20 protein-coding genes are annotated in these 15,538 nt (G+C 42.2%); 4 read left to right on the top strand and 16 right to left on the bottom strand.

The window, feature by feature from the left end:
• Positions 1-4 precede the first annotated feature (4 nt).
• Positions 5-238: a hypothetical protein gene (locus P5V12_RS05235; RefSeq protein ID WP_316956212.1), complete on the bottom strand. Its 234-nt coding sequence runs from the start codon at positions 236-238 to the stop codon at positions 5-7.
• Positions 239-1,448: 1,210 nt separating this feature from the next.
• Here P5V12_RS05235 and P5V12_RS05230 point away from each other — a divergent pair.
• Positions 1,449-2,345, top strand: a complete 897-nt coding sequence (locus P5V12_RS05230; protein ID WP_316956211.1) for a hypothetical protein — start codon at positions 1,449-1,451, stop codon at positions 2,343-2,345.
• An 84-nt stretch (positions 2,346-2,429) separates the two neighbouring features.
• Here the strand turns inward: P5V12_RS05230 and P5V12_RS05225 are convergent, their stop codons facing one another.
• On the bottom strand, positions 2,430-3,284 hold the full coding sequence (locus P5V12_RS05225; RefSeq protein ID WP_316956210.1) for an alpha/beta hydrolase: 855 nt from the start codon (positions 3,282-3,284) through the stop codon (positions 2,430-2,432).
• Positions 3,285-3,418: 134 nt separating this feature from the next.
• On the opposite strand from P5V12_RS05225, the gene P5V12_RS05220 reads away from it, so the two are divergent.
• Together P5V12_RS05220 and P5V12_RS05215 are read left to right on the top strand one after the other, a co-directional pair.
• Positions 3,419-3,688 carry a hypothetical protein gene (locus tag P5V12_RS05220; RefSeq protein ID WP_316956209.1) on the top strand — a complete coding sequence of 90 codons (270 nt, stop codon included), beginning with the start codon at positions 3,419-3,421 and terminating at the stop codon, positions 3,686-3,688.
• A gap of 844 nt (positions 3,689-4,532) precedes the next feature.
• Positions 4,533-4,847 carry a hypothetical protein gene (locus P5V12_RS05215; RefSeq protein ID WP_316956208.1) on the top strand — a complete coding sequence of 105 codons (315 nt, stop codon included), beginning with the start codon at positions 4,533-4,535 and terminating at the stop codon, positions 4,845-4,847.
• A gap of 44 nt (positions 4,848-4,891) precedes the next feature.
• On the opposite strand, the gene P5V12_RS05210 is transcribed toward P5V12_RS05215, so the two are convergent.
• From P5V12_RS05210 to P5V12_RS05155, 12 genes are all read right to left on the bottom strand, one after another.
• Complete coding sequence (locus P5V12_RS05210) at positions 4,892-5,305, bottom strand: hypothetical protein (RefSeq protein WP_316956206.1); 414 nt, start codon at positions 5,303-5,305, stop codon at positions 4,892-4,894.
• A 102-nt stretch (positions 5,306-5,407) separates the two neighbouring features.
• Positions 5,408-5,815, bottom strand: coding sequence for a hypothetical protein (locus tag P5V12_RS05205; protein WP_316956205.1), 408 nt, complete (start codon positions 5,813-5,815; stop codon positions 5,408-5,410).
• A 44-nt stretch (positions 5,816-5,859) separates the two neighbouring features.
• Entirely contained in the window at positions 5,860-6,828 is a 969-nt protein-coding gene (locus tag P5V12_RS05200) for a contractile injection system protein, VgrG/Pvc8 family (protein ID WP_316956204.1), read from the bottom strand.
• A gap of 70 nt (positions 6,829-6,898) precedes the next feature.
• The gene (locus P5V12_RS05195; protein WP_316956203.1) at positions 6,899-7,339 is read right to left on the bottom strand and encodes a hypothetical protein; all 441 of its coding nucleotides are present in this window, start codon (positions 7,337-7,339) and stop codon (positions 6,899-6,901) included.
• A gap of 66 nt (positions 7,340-7,405) precedes the next feature.
• Positions 7,406-7,615: a tail protein X gene (locus P5V12_RS05190; protein ID WP_316956201.1), complete on the bottom strand. Its 210-nt coding sequence runs from the start codon at positions 7,613-7,615 to the stop codon at positions 7,406-7,408.
• A gap of 4 nt (positions 7,616-7,619) precedes the next feature.
• Complete coding sequence (locus P5V12_RS05185; RefSeq protein WP_316956199.1) at positions 7,620-8,021, bottom strand: phage tail protein; 402 nt, start codon at positions 8,019-8,021, stop codon at positions 7,620-7,622.
• Between the two features lie 66 nt (positions 8,022-8,087).
• Positions 8,088-8,405: a hypothetical protein gene (locus P5V12_RS05180; RefSeq protein WP_316956198.1), complete on the bottom strand. Its 318-nt coding sequence runs from the start codon at positions 8,403-8,405 to the stop codon at positions 8,088-8,090.
• A gap of 102 nt (positions 8,406-8,507) precedes the next feature.
• Positions 8,508-8,813: a hypothetical protein gene (locus P5V12_RS05175; RefSeq protein ID WP_316956197.1), complete on the bottom strand. Its 306-nt coding sequence runs from the start codon at positions 8,811-8,813 to the stop codon at positions 8,508-8,510.
• A gap of 279 nt (positions 8,814-9,092) precedes the next feature.
• Positions 9,093-9,479: a hypothetical protein gene (locus P5V12_RS05170; protein WP_316956196.1), complete on the bottom strand. Its 387-nt coding sequence runs from the start codon at positions 9,477-9,479 to the stop codon at positions 9,093-9,095.
• A gap of 68 nt (positions 9,480-9,547) precedes the next feature.
• Positions 9,548-11,797: a phage tail tape measure protein gene (locus P5V12_RS05165; protein WP_316956194.1), complete on the bottom strand. Its 2,250-nt coding sequence runs from the start codon at positions 11,795-11,797 to the stop codon at positions 9,548-9,550.
• Positions 11,798-11,978: 181 nt separating this feature from the next.
• Positions 11,979-12,275: a phage tail assembly protein gene (locus P5V12_RS05160; protein ID WP_316956193.1), complete on the bottom strand. Its 297-nt coding sequence runs from the start codon at positions 12,273-12,275 to the stop codon at positions 11,979-11,981.
• Positions 12,275-12,568, bottom strand: a complete 294-nt coding sequence (locus P5V12_RS05155; protein WP_316956192.1) for a hypothetical protein — start codon at positions 12,566-12,568, stop codon at positions 12,275-12,277. Before P5V12_RS05155 ends, P5V12_RS05160 begins: the two co-directional genes overlap by 1 nt.
• A gap of 399 nt (positions 12,569-12,967) precedes the next feature.
• On the opposite strand from P5V12_RS05155, the gene P5V12_RS05150 reads away from it, so the two are divergent.
• Positions 12,968-13,663, top strand: a complete 696-nt coding sequence (locus P5V12_RS05150) for an endonuclease (protein ID WP_316956191.1) — start codon at positions 12,968-12,970, stop codon at positions 13,661-13,663.
• Positions 13,664-13,683: 20 nt separating this feature from the next.
• Here the strand turns inward: P5V12_RS05150 and P5V12_RS05145 are convergent, their stop codons facing one another.
• Both P5V12_RS05145 and P5V12_RS05140 read right to left on the bottom strand, forming a co-directional pair.
• On the bottom strand, positions 13,684-14,184 hold the full coding sequence (locus tag P5V12_RS05145) for a phage major tail tube protein (protein WP_316956190.1): 501 nt from the start codon (positions 14,182-14,184) through the stop codon (positions 13,684-13,686).
• A gap of 107 nt (positions 14,185-14,291) precedes the next feature.
• Positions 14,292-15,533: a phage tail sheath C-terminal domain-containing protein gene (locus P5V12_RS05140; protein ID WP_316956189.1), complete on the bottom strand. Its 1,242-nt coding sequence runs from the start codon at positions 15,531-15,533 to the stop codon at positions 14,292-14,294.
• Between the last annotated feature and the right edge of the window lie 5 nt (positions 15,534-15,538).

The following is a 15,538-nucleotide window of genomic DNA, read 5'->3' as shown; positions in this document are numbered from 1 at the left end:
CCTGTTATTTATTACCCTGATCAACATCTTGCTTTGAGATGGAGAGGTACAACGAATCTCTTTCTACAGACGTGGAGATAAGTTTTTCTTCTAACGAATCAGGCACATCTAAAAGCTCACTTTTTTCGCTTTCGGCGATGTCTTTTTTATGAACATCGGACTCCCCACCGATAAGATACACGTACAAGAATGCAGAAAAACCAATCAAAAAAACGACAAGAAATAGCTTATTTTTCATAAAAAACATATTACACCTCAAAAACAACATATGGTGTTGAAAACACATAAAGAATAACCAGAAATCACAAACTTATAGTTAAAAAACCAACTATTCATTACAAAATATAAAACAAAAAAACGTATAGTTTCTATGCCATCTACACAATACAAAACTTTTCTTCGTAGTTTCACTCTATATAAAACAAATCCAGTAACACCAGGAGAGATGAAAATTACACTACATTCATTTCATGTAAATAGCCATTAAGCGGGAATAGCTTATAAAGTTTTTATTAGCCAAAATAGGCAATAGAAATGCGTTAGAATAATGTCGTCCCTTAGCAGAAAAGATATGAGAGCTATATCCAACCCTCACTGGCAGAAAAAAACCGCGGAATACGACAATTGCTTTTAAAAACACATCCATCCCTAGACCAAATACCAATAGAACATAAACAGGTATGTTAGCTATTTAACCAACCCCAATATCCTATCACCCTGATTGACACACTTTTTGTGTTTGAGAAAAAGTGTGTATTTTAAAAAAATATAAAAATAATAAACTAGGTGGCGCGATATGGCTCGCAAAAATTATTACGCCAAACAGATTATATTACTTAGTAACTGATAAAAACCAAGTCAGCTTCCAAGACAACTCGACTTTAAACAAATATATAAACATCAGCAATACCTTATAATACAAATTATATCGTTTTATGAAAATTATCAATCTCAGCTTAACTTTTGACTACTTTTTATTCACGCATTAAAAATGAATTATTTAAAGGAAATCCATTCAATACAACATTCTTTATACTTGAACATGGGTTCAATAATGAAAGTACAATAAACCAGAGAAACTTTATTACATCTTTAAACGAGAAGTAATCTCAATAACCAACCGTCATACAATAATTGCAAAGCAATTACTTTCCACAAAAACCTTAACAGCTAATATTTTATCAAAAATAATTTATGAAAATCGTCGAACTTTTAAACCTAATAAATTTTACAAATCAAAAAAATAGAGAAAACACACCGATACCAATGAAAGACAATTTCAACTAACACACCTGCAATCAAGCAAGATAAGGAGATAAACGCCAAATTTAACAAAATTTTGTGTCCATCAATAATTCCAGTTGACGATGACTTTTACTGCAAGCTAGCATCCACACCCCTTCGAAATGCAGTAAAAATTCTCGATCAACTTGTGAGGAGAAGCTACCTTGGAGTTAGTAGAACCTGTAAGTGATAACGAACTCGAACACATCAATGCCATGCTATCCGATGTAAATGTCGCAGTTTCTATGTCGATGTCTTATATTAGGAAAATTCAGAAATGGGATTTCAACACATTAGAATCTCGATTTGACAACATATCGCTGACCACATGGAAAAAATATCTGCAGCCCAGCTACCTTAAGATGCGCCCACTGCATATGGTTGCAGCATTTAGCTGGTTAACGATGGTACCGATGCCATCTTTTTATCGAGGGCTTAAAATCAGAGAATCATATAGAGGAATGGATGAAGAGTCCGTTGAAGCTATGATTCACTGCGGAATACTACCCAAAAAACAATACAGATTATTATTGGATTTCTTATACGAATACTTATCTCCAAGCCAGAAAAATGAAGCAAATTTGCTGATTCAAAGTATTCGAGAAAAATATGGATCACTCGAAGATTACGACGATAATGACTTCCTGTTTCCCAAATCCATTTGCATCAACAAGTTTGCAGAAGATTACTATAGATCCGTTGCGCTCGCATTTTACAATTTCAGAAAAACAAACAGCTTGAGCATTGAAACAATCGCAAAGATTCTAAATTTATCTACCTATCGCTATAAACAATGTGAAAACCCGGAGAATCCCGTTCCTCTTCCTGTAGACATAGCTGCGCGTTTAAAACTTGGTTTTAAGCTAACCGATGCAATGCCATTTACCTCAAGTATGGCCACCTACCCTCAGTTCCACACAATGAGAAAAGTACAACACATAAGAGAAACAAAACTTGTTGCTTTAATGAAACATCTTGAACAAAGTCATAAAAAACACTTTGTTGGCATCCTTTCCAACATGGCAAATCTACACTCCACTCAGATTAGAATGATTCGTTAAAATGAGTGTAAATTACTAACAAAAAGATACTCCCTCGTTTAATTTGTCTTCTCCCCCTGTTTATTTCATTATTACCTTCATCAATTAAGCCACTATTACAGTTTGAATTTGAGCACTTTTAGATGAAAGTCCAGAGTATTCTTTTGCCAGCTTTACCATAAGATTTGCTGTTTTCTCTGGAAACTCTAAGTGAACCAAATGATCAGCATTTTCAATCATTTCAAATTCACAAAATGGTAGCTTATTGACTAAATCTAGTGCATTTTTCTCGGTAACATAAGGGTCTTCTTTCCCAATGAAAAGTAAGCATGGAATATCAATTTTCGATAAATCAGAAGGACTGTATGAAAGAATTCTTACGGTATTCTCACAGAAACATCTAATTTGGTTTTCCGTGTATTTATGTACTTTTTGTCGCGCGCTGCGTGAAATAGCTTTACCTCTGGGAATACTTTTATCCTCAACAGTTAACCCATCAATAAAAGCATCTGCAAACTTTTTACGATTTCGAATCGCATCGCCCAAAATTGCCATTGTATCTAGCCTAGAGGGCTCGGGAATGCCTGCCATACCACCACACATAGACAAAGTAATGATGTTTTCCCATGCCAGACAAAGCTCTAAGGCAACTGGCGTTGCATATGAAAATGCAAGTAAGTGTGCGTATGGTATTCCCATTCTTATTAAGAATTCTTTGAGCAACTTTGCCTGCTCCTGTATGGAGTATGTCGCCGAAAGAGGATTTGTTAATCCAGTACCGGGAACTTCCACCACATACAAATTTAGATATTTTGAGAAATACTCGGAAAAAAATTCAACCGACTCAATTTCTTGTAGATTCCCTATAAGAAATACACCTAAGGGGAATTCAATTTGATGATTCTTATAGACTGAGTAGCGATACATATGATCATTTAGCCATATTTCGTTCACTTTCATACTAGCTCCAACATAGTTATTACGGACTTTCCCAATGTAACTATATCAGCCATATGGCGTTAGTAGATTCAGATACATTTTGCGCCACACAAAAGAATAGCGCGTCAAAACAAAGGACTATAAAGACTTAAATTATGCAAGGATTTAAAGAAATACGAACCGAATTTAACAAGGTAATGTCGATCATTAAAAAACAGCGGGCGTTGGTAGAAGCATGCAATGTCAGTACAAGCGCAGCGTCACAATGGGTCAAGCAGGGATGGGTTCCTCCCTCAAATGTTATTTTTGTTTATCAACTTGTAAAAGGAAAAAAAACAATAGACGGAGAGGAAATCAGTCTTGAGAAATTACTTTATGAAGGGACTATGGGGAAAAGATTGAAGAACAATAGGGATAGCAACTAAACATCCACTTCACATATTTCACTGAATCGTCAGAGAGACAGAGCATGCAAAAATCAATTCTAAGCCAAACAAAGTTGATCAGCAATTGGTTGATTATTGAAAATGAGGGGATTTCATACAGATATGCTTTTATTGATGTGCTTTTTAAAAGATCAGGACGAGAGATATTCAGAATGGGAACTACTGGTGCTAATTCATACAAAATTGATCAACGTAGAGTCAAACAAGGCGATGTCGATTTTTTACGATATATGTTCAACAATATACGGAATGATACCTTTTATGGAAAATATAACAAAGCAAGATTTGTCTTTGATAAACACTCCAATACAGGCCAATACTTTTGGCGGTACGACCCTGACTTAGAGTATATCCAAACCATTACTCTTAACCCCGAAGACAACGACCTCATTCCGTTAGTACAGTCATGGAATGGTCTTCCGGAGTGTTGTTATCGCCCCTGGATAAACTCCGATAAGACTAAAAGATCAAAACTAACATTCCTTAGACATACCCCCCTTTTTCAACAATCCTCGAGAATCACTCTCCAATGTAATTAGGGCTCAAATACCGAGGGTTGTCTTAAGTCTGCCATATGAAGAACCTCTCCTGGTGGCGGACTTTTTTTATTTTAGGTTTATCACGTATTATCGATATATCTTTCGTTTTGTCTTAATCTTGCGTCTTCGGTTACAAGTAAAGTATTGAAAAGCCCCAATCAAAAAATACAGATACTAATTCAACACTCTTCAAAGAATAATCAAATTACCCAATTAAATAATAGTGACTACTAATAAATATATATTTTTCTAATTATTTACATATTAAATCAAGGCCAGATACGGTGCAGAACAAAGAATCCATATCAAACAGAGAAAACGAATATGGTATTGACGACGAAGCGGTCAACGAATTACTGCGTGACTTCGAGTATCTGTGTATGCAGTGGCTGGAGCATCCGTTGACTAAAACTGCCACCCCCTCAGAAACAAAACTCTATTTTTGTCAGCTAATCGATCTCTGTTTAGATCCCTCACCGAATCAGGAAGATAGCGATAACAATGGTGCCATATTGTCCTATTTTTCACTGCGATTGATGAATAATGCAAATGCGATCTTACAAAAACGCTTCCCAAATGAAAGCATGTTTCAAGGTTAGAAAGGCAAAGGGCTGCCGTAACGTATATATTGAGGAAGCGAGAATTATAAAGGTGCAGATTGTTTGGATGGGGAATAGAGGTGTGGCTCAATATTCGGTTTTTTTGCACTAATCCCAAGCCGTTCTAGTGCGTCATCAACATTATCGGTCACGTAAAAATACGCGTTGGATGAGGTAGAAAGCACCCCCCAAAAATGCGCCATACCTTTTTCATAGGAAGAGGGAATCAACAACACCGTTGCCGAAAGACTATCAAAAGGTTTACGCTTTGCCGCTTGTTTAATCCCATCCGGTGTGACTTGCATCTGAGAGACATAGCGTAACGAGTAGCGTGGACAAAAACGTCGATCTGATGCCAGAACACTGAAGTGGTTATACAGTTCATCGTTAGTAAATGTCCCGTAAACTCGGGACACAACCAGTTCCAAGTCTTCCAGGATAGTGTATTCAATCGTCATAGTTTGCCAACTCCCCTATTGGGAAGATTAGCACAACCAGACTTCGCACAATCACTTAACTACGGGTTATCAATAGACTGAGTAAGCATAAAAAAATGGGAATCAATTGAGGGAATTTAGGTAGGATCGAATCGCTTGTTCCTTGGCTTCCAGACCAAGCCAGATCAACGCTTCGATAAACTGGTGGGTAATAAAAAAGTAGGCGTTTGAGTGGGTCGCCATCACGCCCCATAGAGTTGCGAGCTGTTTATCAAAAGAATCTGATGCGACTAGCGCTGTCATGGAGTGGCTGTCGAAAGGCACACGCCGAGCGGCTTCCTGAATTCCCTCCTTGGTGATTCTAAACTCAAGTACTTGTCGAAGGTCGGTGAGTCGAAAGTACTCTGCATTAAATTTGGGGTCATCCACTATGCGAGTAAAATGCCCCACTAGCTCTTCATCAGTAAAGACACCACCGGCCTTGGTTACAACGAGTTCCAGCTCGTCAATGATCGTGTACTGAATTGCCATAACCATCCCTTTCCGCTCACTCAGTATCAGCTTAGCATACGGCTCTAGCTGGTGGGTATTTCCGCCGAACAGGTGGTGATAAACCCTCTTGATGAGAAAGTATGTTCAACTCGAGTCACGGCATACTCGCCCTGAATGGGTGGCCTCACCCCTTCTAATCGAATTCGGCTTTCGGCTTGAATGTCCGCGTTGCCCAGTAAGGTTAATTCCAAATTACCCAGGCCACGTTGTAACTGCTTAAACTTAGCGGCAGCAGCTCGCTTCGCTTCATCAATATTGGGATATGTATGCCGCAAGCCAAATGACGGATCGTCCTCGCCGACTCGGACAAGTTGTTTCTCTGCATTATCAGTATCCTGCCAATAGGCAATGACCGAGGCATACTTATTTCTTTCAGCCTGGGTGAAACGAAAGCGTTTGATAATACTTGGCTGAATAATTGTCACAGGAAGCGACTGACCGGAAATGGATATGGTTTCCCCCTTGGGTGCCACAATGAGATAGCCATTGGTGGGTTTGACCACTGCACCATTTTCGTTGGCGATACGCGTAAGAAAATGCAAATCCGATTCGTTATTTTGCTCCAAGTAAGTAAAACCAATGTCTCGTAAAGCTTGGGAGACACCCGGTGTTAAATCGTCCGGTGAGACGGCTTTCACCACATCGTACAATGTTGTGTCTTCCCAAAACCGCTTTTTTTGTGCTTTGATTGTTTTGCGCATATCCGCCGCTTTTGCGCGAATCGTCATCCGCAACACAGGACCGGAATATTCCACCTCATCGACCGAATACAATCCGAGTTTGGATAAGCCGGTTTCTTTGTAACCAAGCTTTAAGGTCAGTACCGCGCCCGTCTCCGGCCAATTAATATGACTGCCCTCATCATCCAATTGAATTTCCAGCGCATCGGATTTTATGCCCGCCTCATCGGTTACACGAAGAGAAATGAGGCGCTTGCGAATCAGTTCGGTGATATCGTCATCGTTGGCTTCTAAGCGAAAATCTGGAGTCATAACACACGTATTCAGAGAAAGAACCAGACCAGTTCAGTGATACTTAGGAGCAAAGCAAGGAAAAGAAATATTAAAATAAGGCTTGCTTTAACCATCCATACACTCCGCCTAGCACCCGCACCACGATAAAATACACCCAGGACAAGCTGAATTCCGATTCACGTAATAGCATCAGTAGCTGTGCATCAATGACGGATTTCGAAAACGGCATATTCGGATGATCAAGAAACTGACACAACGCATCATGCACTAGCGAAGCGTAATAAGTTTTGGGCTTGCCAGTAATATCATGTAGCGCCCCGTCTGGCGTTCCCAGATACCCCACATCAAATATTTTAATTTTGGGGGAACACCCATCCCAGGCATAACTCTTATAAATCGTGATCACGCCCTGCTGATTAATCAGCATGCGCAACTGACCATTTTGATCATGAAACTCGACCGTTTTTGGGATAGCGATACCGGTTGCGTGGTGGTAGTGATCATCCAGGCAATATTTATAGACAGCCATGTGTCCTCCTAAGTAAAAATAAATAGTAGAAATAACGGAAAAGAAAAAAGTGGAAAACCTTAAGTGCTAATCCCACAACCGAATAGGTGAAGGGTGATCGTGAGCTTTGGAATCAAATTCGGGAAGTTCGATAAGCAACCCCGATGGAAGACGCGGACCATAATACGAGAGGCCAGGATTCACGCTTAATACATTTTCAACATGTTGTCGGCTCAATCCGTAGAACCATGTGCAGATTTGATCCAGTCTATCTCCCTCTTGCGTGCGATATTGCATAGACTTAGTTCCTGGGACGATTTTCAATTTGCCAACCATAAAAACGCAGTGATAATTCAAACTCTTGTTTTTGGGGTTGTCCGTTTTGGAGAAAAAAGGAACGGGTATCCGCAAGCGATAGCACCACCCAGAGTCCCCAAACGTCCCCCAACCCATCGACTAACTGCAAAGGCACTCCCTGCTCCGCTTCTTTCTCCAGCTCGTCAATTTGTTTTAGGCCACCGCGATAGTGGGGATAAATCACCCCCGACAGCGACAGTGATTTTTCACCTAAGCTGATAAACTGATTCGCTGGACGTTCTGATATTCGTTCTTGAGATACCCACTGAAAACTGCGTGTAATTTTGAGTTGTTGGTAGGCAGCGGTTTGAATGGAAAATCGATAGTTCGGCCCTAGGGCCATCATCACTTGACTCATAATGTTTAAATAAAACGGAAAAATGCCAAGCACGGAATGCTTGGCGTTAAGGTATTAGGATGCTATTTGACAGGTAATACGGCCATAAACCATATTTTCAGATGAATTTTTAAATGTAAGAAAGCCAGTCCAAACTGTACCAGAAATGTTATTATCCGATTCTCGATTTGCAATTATACAATACTCGTCCAAATCAAAGCCTTGTAGATATTCGACGTCAGAAAGATCTACCTTACAAGCCCGAGCATGCAAATCCTCCATCATTCCAGAAAAAATCATAAACCAGTTAATAAGTGCATCTCGCGCATCTGAATCTAAACGTGCCAAGGATGTGGAATCGTGCAGACTCTTTTTATAAAAAATCGCTTTCATTTATGTTTACTCCATATTGTTTAATCAACACCATGAACGCTTCATCATGAATTGAAGTCAAGAATAAAGAAGACAGATTAGCCACATCCATGTGGCGGCTCATTAACCCAAAGAGCAGATCATTTCAAAAGCGCGCTCTTCCAATTTGGAGTCAATATTCTTTAGTCTCGCAGTCCAACAATAGCGCATAAAGTCCTCTTCCCACCCGGTGAAAATATTCAAAGAATACTTTGGGTTATCCATATCGGGAACGGCAAGTTCAAAATCGATCAAAACAGTAAAATCAGTGAAATGATTGACTTCTCCTAACTCAATTTTTGATCTAACGATTTCAGTCAACATCGCTATATCATCACCCTCCAAATTTTTATGATGAATTTCGTATACCGTAAAGTGTTTATCGCTCATGGTTTTCTCCATCTGGTTTATTTGCACACATGAACGCTTCGTTCTGAAGGTTAATCAAGTCAATTCGTAACGGCTAAAGCAAGAAAGATTGAAAGTAAATACCCGCCCTTTTAGGCGTAAAGTTCAATCCTTTGGAAAACATACAAAGAAAGAAGAGAAGTCGCCCCGCTGGCCACACTGCGGCACACACGGGGGTAATATAGTCGGCTATCAGAGAGCGTTTTGTATTTAGGCTTGGTGTTATCCCCAGAGAAGTTTCCTCTGGGGAGAATGGTAGACCTACATTTTCACATCTACTAGCGCGCACTTCATACTGAAGTGTTTTTCAGATGAATCAATAGTTGAATTTAGATCGATAGTCCAAAGATAGCGCTCCGTATCTTCGTCATACTCTCGATAATAGCCAAGGGAGTATTTGCAGTCTTCTGCATGATCCGCATTGTTTTCCAAATCAATCAACACCACAAGCGTACAAACATCGCTTCGGTCGACCATATTTAAGTATCGTCGAATCGACGCCTGAATGAGTTCTAACTCAAACCCATCCAGATGATCGCATGTAAATTCATATACAACGAAGGTGCTATATTTTGTTTTGTCTTGCGTGTTGGCTATTGCGTGACTTTTTATCATTTTACTTTCCTGTTTTATTTTTGATGCGTTCATGAACGCTTCCTTTCACTGAACAATCAAGCACTTATTACTGCATTTCGCGATACAATTAAGAATGCATATTAATCATAAAGCGCACCTCTTTGATCCGCTTGCGCGCGAAGCATTTCCTCTTCCAACATGAATTTCATTTTTTCGCCCATCTTTTGCTCGTCCATCCCCGGCGCGGGATTAACCACAATTGAAGCGTTGACTTGGGTAGAGTTTTGAATCTGAGACGCGGTTTTGGCGGCGTTGACTGTGCGCTGCTGAACATCATCCAGAGTCGAGATATTTGATGACGCACCCAGTTTGATTTCTGGCGAATCGTTACCACTAAAAAGCGCACCAACAAATTGGATGGTCTTTTTGAGTAGACCAAAGGGATCAAGTAATTTCCCGATAAATCGAATTAAAAACCCCACCGCGTTTTTGGTTTTTTCTTTTAGGCTTTGCCAAAAATCCATCACAAAGGTTTTAACCGTATCCCACCGGGTAACCAGAAAATACCCTGCTGCCCCGAGTGCTGCAATACCGGCAATAATGAGACCAATGGGGTTAGCCGTCATGGCGACATTTAACGCCCACTGTGCCGCCGTCATTAGCCCTGTGCGCACCGCCGTTAAACTGGCGATAGCATTTAAACGCAGTAATCCAGTTTGATTGAGTTTGGTTAACATGGCTGTGATGCCAAAGGTGGTGTTAACCCCCAGCAACGCACTTTTCATAAATAGATACGTCCAGGTGCTGGCAATGGTGGCGATGCGCAAACCAATAATGCCCACGGTCGCGCCCACCACCACTGTCGTCAATAGCGGAAACTTTTCCGCAAACAACGATACCCCGGACGCCACTATCGCAAGGACATCGGCCACCGCAGCAATGGCAGGTAAAAATAATCCACCGACAACAATGGAGATGCTTTCCAACGCGCTGCCCAATCGTTTTAATGCGCCTCGGGTGGTGTTGCTCATTTTTTGTGAAACTTGCTGTGCCGTTCCTTCCGATGCACCAAGAATGGCGATAAACGATTGCAGTTTGTCTTTGCCCGCCTGATCCATTAATACGGCGGCAGCAGACGCCGCTTCTGTACCGAATATCCGTTTAATCATTTCCGTTCGATCACCCGTTCCCATTTCGGATGTTGCATCGTTTATTTCTCTTAACAGCTCGGGGAAAGAACGTAAATTACCGGTACTGTCTTTGGTCACAATATTCAATTGTTCCAAAGCATCAGCCGCCATTCGCGGTGGAGCAGACAAGCGCAGCAGCATGGTTCGTAATGCCGTACCGGCCATCGAACCTTGAATACCCGCATCGCCAAGTTTCCCGGCCATTGCGGCGGCGACTTCCAGATCCGTATTGGTGGCTGCCGCCACCGGTCCGACAAATTTCATGGTTTCACCGAGCATCTGTAATGTGGTGTTGGAGCTGGTGAACGTTTTGGTTAATACATCAGAAATTCGCTGACTTTCGGAAGCTTGAATATTGAAGCCCGACATAATGTTGGACGCGATATCCGCTGTGGTCGCAAGATCCGCCCCCGATGCTTGTGCAAGCTGCAACACATTGCCAGTGGATTGTTTAATCTCATCAGCATCAAACCCAGCCATTGCCAGAAACCCCATTGCATCACCGGTTTGAGAACTGGTGAACTGGGTGGTACGACCTAGTTTTTGTGCCTCCTTATTTAATACCGTTAACTGTTCCTCGGTCGCATCTTTTGTCAATGCGCCCAACTTGGCCATTGAGTCTTCAAAATCCATTGCAGTGGATAGTGGTCGGGAAACAAGAAACCCCATCGCCGTAGCATCAAACAGATCCCCACGCACTTGATCCCGTTTCATTCGCAACTGTTGCTGCGTTTTTAGGGTATTGCCGAGGCGTTGGTATTTTTGATTTAACTGGTCAGCAGAGGCACCCAGGCGTTTATTTTGTTGCCGTAGATTCTGGGTCGACAAGCCCAACCCAGTCATGGCCTGACGACTTTCTTGTAATCGTCGTCGCTGCCGGGTTAATGCATCCGACAACCGATTGCTGCGTTCCTGAGCACGAGCGTATTGATTGAGTAATGTTTTGGTTGGATTTTTGGAAGCTGCCACCTGCATCCGCAGGTCTTTGACCTTCTGGCTTGCTTGAGCAAACGCAATTCTCGCTTCGTTGACACGAGTCGAATCCAGATCGAACTTACGAATCGCCTGTTGTTGATCCTTCACTTTGCGAATGCTATCGCCGAGTTTATTGAGTTGCCCCTGTGAACCTTGCGTGACGGTTTTAAAGCTTTTTCCCAGTGTCGCACCAATAGAGATTGCAACGTTAAACTGAGAAGCCATCACACACTCTTACACGACACGTATAACAAAAATACAAGTAACAAGTTGAATAGAAAGAAAAGCAGAACCAAATAAAGTCGCTATCACGATTTGGGCAACACCGCTAACCACTTCAACACTTCCTCGCCTTCTAGCTCTAGAAGTTCGGAGAGTCCCCAACCCGTGTGACTGGCAATCGCAACTAACGCTTTACGGGCGTCTTGCGCTTTGAAGATAAAAAACCTTGATAGGTTTCCTGTAACTTGGCGTAGTCCAACATATCCAGTTCAGTAATTAAATCCGGCGAGCATTCACAAAGATTGGCAAACAAATCGATTTCTTTTTGGGCGTCATTGGACGTACTGTCTTCCACACCGAGCATGTCCCTTACCTTCGGGCGTCGAATCAAAATCTGTGTATGTTCTTTTCCCTCAAAAAATATCGGAAATTGCAAGGTCACTTCTGTTCGAGCAACCGGTGTTTGAGTGCGTGCTGCCATTAGTTATCCTCCTTGGTCGGTGCATCTTTCGCCTTAATCGATTGCGTTAAACTTTCTAACTCTGCTTCAGATTGTTTAAGTTCTTCTTGCACAATCCCCAGTTCATAAGTCAGGTTTTTTAGTTCATGCGTCAGTTCAGCAATGTAACGGGACGCATTGACATCGTTTGTTAAAAATCCACCATGAATAAGCGGTCGTGCTTGCGACTCGGTTAAATCCAACCGGTGGCCAATACGCACTTTCTGTTTCTGAAAAGTGGTTGGCTTCATCACATAATAAGGCGATGTTTCCATGAGAGGGCTCCATAAAAAAGAAAAACAATTGAAAAGAAAATGGACTGAACAAACCGTGTAATTGGGTATCTCAGATACTGAAGGTCAGTCAAAAATGACTGATAAGACAAATGAATTAAAATATTTACAGATATAAACTGGTCTTACACACTGAATAGTGCGAAGAAAGAGTAGACTCACGACCAACATTTTGGTTTGGACTACTTATCGGATCTCTGAACTCTGATACAACCATCAAATCATGGAACTTCGGTTTCGAGTAGTATACTGATACAAATGCAAAAACTCTGAGGGACGGTCTATCAGATGCTAATGGCTTTAGCTTGATATTTTTGGCATCATTCTAACGTTACATAATTCAATATGAGGGTCGCTCCTACTTGCGGCAAAGACACTACGATGAAGCTCTTCTTGGTTATATCTTTCTTACTTACCGTACCATTCTCGGCATTAGCAAAACCGCCTTCTTCTTTTTCTGAAGCCAAAAAAGTGGCCGTAAAAATCTACAATGATCACTTAATAAGCTTCTATTGCCAGTGCCCCATCACATGGTATGGAAACAAAGGAATACCACAGCTTGAGCAATGTGGCTATGATGTTCGCAAGCAGGAGAAGCGAGCAAATAGGATCGAATGGGAACATATTGTCCCTGCTTGGCAATTCGGCCATCAGCTTCAATGTTGGCAGCAGGGCAAACGTAAGAACTGTAAGAAAGATAAACAATTCCAAATCATGGAGGCGGATCTTCACAACCTCGTACCGGCTATAGGCGAAATCAATGGCGACCGGTCAAATTTCAATTTTACTGACTGGAACGGAACGCCAACACAATACGGTTCATGCGACATGATCGTAGATTTCAAGGAACGTAAAGTTCAGCCACCCAACCATGCAAAAGGTATGATTGGGAGAACCTACCTATACATGCAAGAGCGGTATGGGTTTAGGTTATCAAAACAGCAAGTACAATTAATGCAAGCTTGGAGCAAAATGTATAAGCCAAGTGAGTGGGAGTGTGAACGTCATAAGCGCATCGTTAACGTCACCGGTACTCAGAATACATTGACCTCCGAGATGTGCAATAAAGAAAGATAACATTGCGAAAGAGATAAAATTTAAAGCCCTAACGCAGCACGCATTTTGGCAAGCTGGTCGACGCCATTCACTTTTCGGACAAAGTTGGGAATATCGATTTCGTAAATCGGGAATTCATCCAGGACAAGCTTGTAGTAGCGTAGCGATACCATAAACTTGTTGGTTGATTTCTCTCCCGGCTTCCATGTACCCATGTCCAGCTCTCGCACCAGGCCACGCATATTGATGACTGCTGCTTGCGTTTGGCCGTTATCGGACACCACCGCACCTCTGGCAGTGAGTTGGGTTTCACCGCTAAACACACCAAACAGGGTCAGCGAGTGGCGATTAAATCGTGTAAGCGTAAATTCACATTCGAGCTTTTCCATACCCAGCTCAATGTCCACCGGCGCATCCATGCCGCCGTTGCGTAACTCCTCAGTTTGTAAACTTAACTTAGGCAGAACAAGTTCTTCTATATTGCCTGCGTAACCTCGACCATCTACTGTCAAAGTCATATTACGAAGCACATCATCGAGCACGATGCATCTCCTAAAAATAGAAAAAAGGAATGAAACGAAAAAATTTAGAAATTAAAAAAAGGGAGAAAATCTGAATGGATAAAGATTTAGAAAAAACTGGATGGAACTTAATTCGCAGGCAAAGGAATCACTTCCGTTAAATAGCCGTTAACCACTTCGCTACGAAAAACAATGTGTTCTGCTGGCGGTGGCGGCGTAAAGTCAAAACTGAAGGTCACTTTTCCCGACGCAATATCCGCAGGCGTATTGAACTCCGCATCGATCCAAGCTTGGCCGTTGATAATCGCACCACGTGTTCGCAAAGAACGAAGGTACGCATTGACACCTTCCAACACATCCTCGACATAGGTTTTAGAAATAGTACGATCCACTGCCCACAGGTGTCCTTGGAGAATGCTTTCGTTCACCATATCTGCTGTACGGCGTACCGATAAGAACGCCCATTTTTGATCATCGGAACAGGTGCGATTGCCCCATAGGCGATAACCCGTTTCTTGAATAACCGTGGCCACTTCATTTTCATTTAGGATATTGGCACGCGCATTCGGATCACCAAGCGTAAAGTCAATGCTTCTCACCGGGCCGAGAATCCCACGTAACTCTTGATTCGACGGTGAACGCCAAAAACCAAATTCGGCATCGCTTTTTGCGATTAACCCAGCCACACGCGCACTGACAGGACGAATCACTTCGGCACCGATTGCCGTATTCCACACTCGTACCCAAGGATCAACAATGTATAAGCGTGGACTACCAAATTGTTCACGATAATGAATCGCTTCAATATCATTGGTATTGGGGCCATCGGCGATCACTACGGCGCGCAATCGTTCTGCAACCGTTAACATTTCATTGGCCACTGCGGCGTTGTGTGAAAACTCCGGGGCAATAAGCACGCGCGGTGTGACATGAACTTCACTTTGTGCCGCTAGAAACGCATACACACCGAGATATTGTCCTGTGTCATTATCCACACCGCCGATCACTTCATTAAGTGCTTCTGATGGTGGGGGAATATACTCTTCCCCATCAAAGGTATCGCTGGGATCAACAGCACCACCGTAGCCATCTGAAGGCTGAGTAATACCGTCACTCACACGCACCACCACAATCAGCGCACCCGCTTGGTCAAAGATATCATCCAACGCAGCGGGCAAGGTTCCGGTCGAACCAATACCCGCCATATCAGATCGTCGCCCAGCCACCAGCACAGGAAAATTTAACGGAAAACGTTCTGGGTCGGCTTCCGGTGCCGTGCCAATTAAACCAACTACGCTCGAACGCACAGTACGAATTGGACGTGGACCGTTGTTAATTTCAACGACTTCCACACCATGTAAAAACGCCATAGCTC

The organism is Teredinibacter sp. KSP-S5-2 (assembly GCF_032773895.1).
Taxonomy (GTDB): Bacteria; Pseudomonadota; Gammaproteobacteria; order Pseudomonadales; family Cellvibrionaceae.
This window is presented reverse-complemented; position numbering and strand designations above follow the sequence as displayed.

Coding starts and splice junctions, on each gene's coding strand:
- P5V12_RS05235 (WP_316956212.1), bottom strand. CDS start 238: ATGAAAAATAAGCTATTTCTTGTCGTTTTTTTGATTGGTTTTTCTGCA.
- P5V12_RS05225 (WP_316956210.1), bottom strand. CDS start 3,284: ATGAAAGTGAACGAAATATGGCTAAATGATCATATGTATCGCTACTCA.
- P5V12_RS05220 (WP_316956209.1), top strand. CDS start 3,419: ATGCAAGGATTTAAAGAAATACGAACCGAATTTAACAAGGTAATGTCG.
- P5V12_RS05210 (WP_316956206.1), bottom strand. CDS start 5,305: ATGACGATTGAATACACTATCCTGGAAGACTTGGAACTGGTTGTGTCC.
- P5V12_RS05205 (WP_316956205.1), bottom strand. CDS start 5,815: ATGGCAATTCAGTACACGATCATTGACGAGCTGGAACTCGTTGTAACC.
- P5V12_RS05200 (WP_316956204.1), bottom strand. CDS start 6,828: ATGACTCCAGATTTTCGCTTAGAAGCCAACGATGACGATATCACCGAA.
- P5V12_RS05195 (WP_316956203.1), bottom strand. CDS start 7,339: ATGGCTGTCTATAAATATTGCCTGGATGATCACTACCACCACGCAACC.
- P5V12_RS05190 (WP_316956201.1), bottom strand. CDS start 7,615: ATGCAATATCGCACGCAAGAGGGAGATAGACTGGATCAAATCTGCACA.
- P5V12_RS05185 (WP_316956199.1), bottom strand. CDS start 8,021: ATGATGGCCCTAGGGCCGAACTATCGATTTTCCATTCAAACCGCTGCC.
- P5V12_RS05180 (WP_316956198.1), bottom strand. CDS start 8,405: ATGAAAGCGATTTTTTATAAAAAGAGTCTGCACGATTCCACATCCTTG.
- P5V12_RS05175 (WP_316956197.1), bottom strand. CDS start 8,813: ATGAGCGATAAACACTTTACGGTATACGAAATTCATCATAAAAATTTG.
- P5V12_RS05170 (WP_316956196.1), bottom strand. CDS start 9,479: ATGAACGCATCAAAAATAAAACAGGAAAGTAAAATGATAAAAAGTCAC.
- P5V12_RS05165 (WP_316956194.1), bottom strand. CDS start 11,797: ATGGCTTCTCAGTTTAACGTTGCAATCTCTATTGGTGCGACACTGGGA.
- P5V12_RS05160 (WP_316956193.1), bottom strand. CDS start 12,275: ATGGCAGCACGCACTCAAACACCGGTTGCTCGAACAGAAGTGACCTTG.
- P5V12_RS05155 (WP_316956192.1), bottom strand. CDS start 12,568: ATGGAAACATCGCCTTATTATGTGATGAAGCCAACCACTTTTCAGAAA.
- P5V12_RS05150 (WP_316956191.1), top strand. CDS start 12,968: ATGAAGCTCTTCTTGGTTATATCTTTCTTACTTACCGTACCATTCTCG.
- P5V12_RS05140 (WP_316956189.1), bottom strand. CDS start 15,533: ATGGCGTTTTTACATGGTGTGGAAGTCGTTGAAATTAACAACGGTCCA.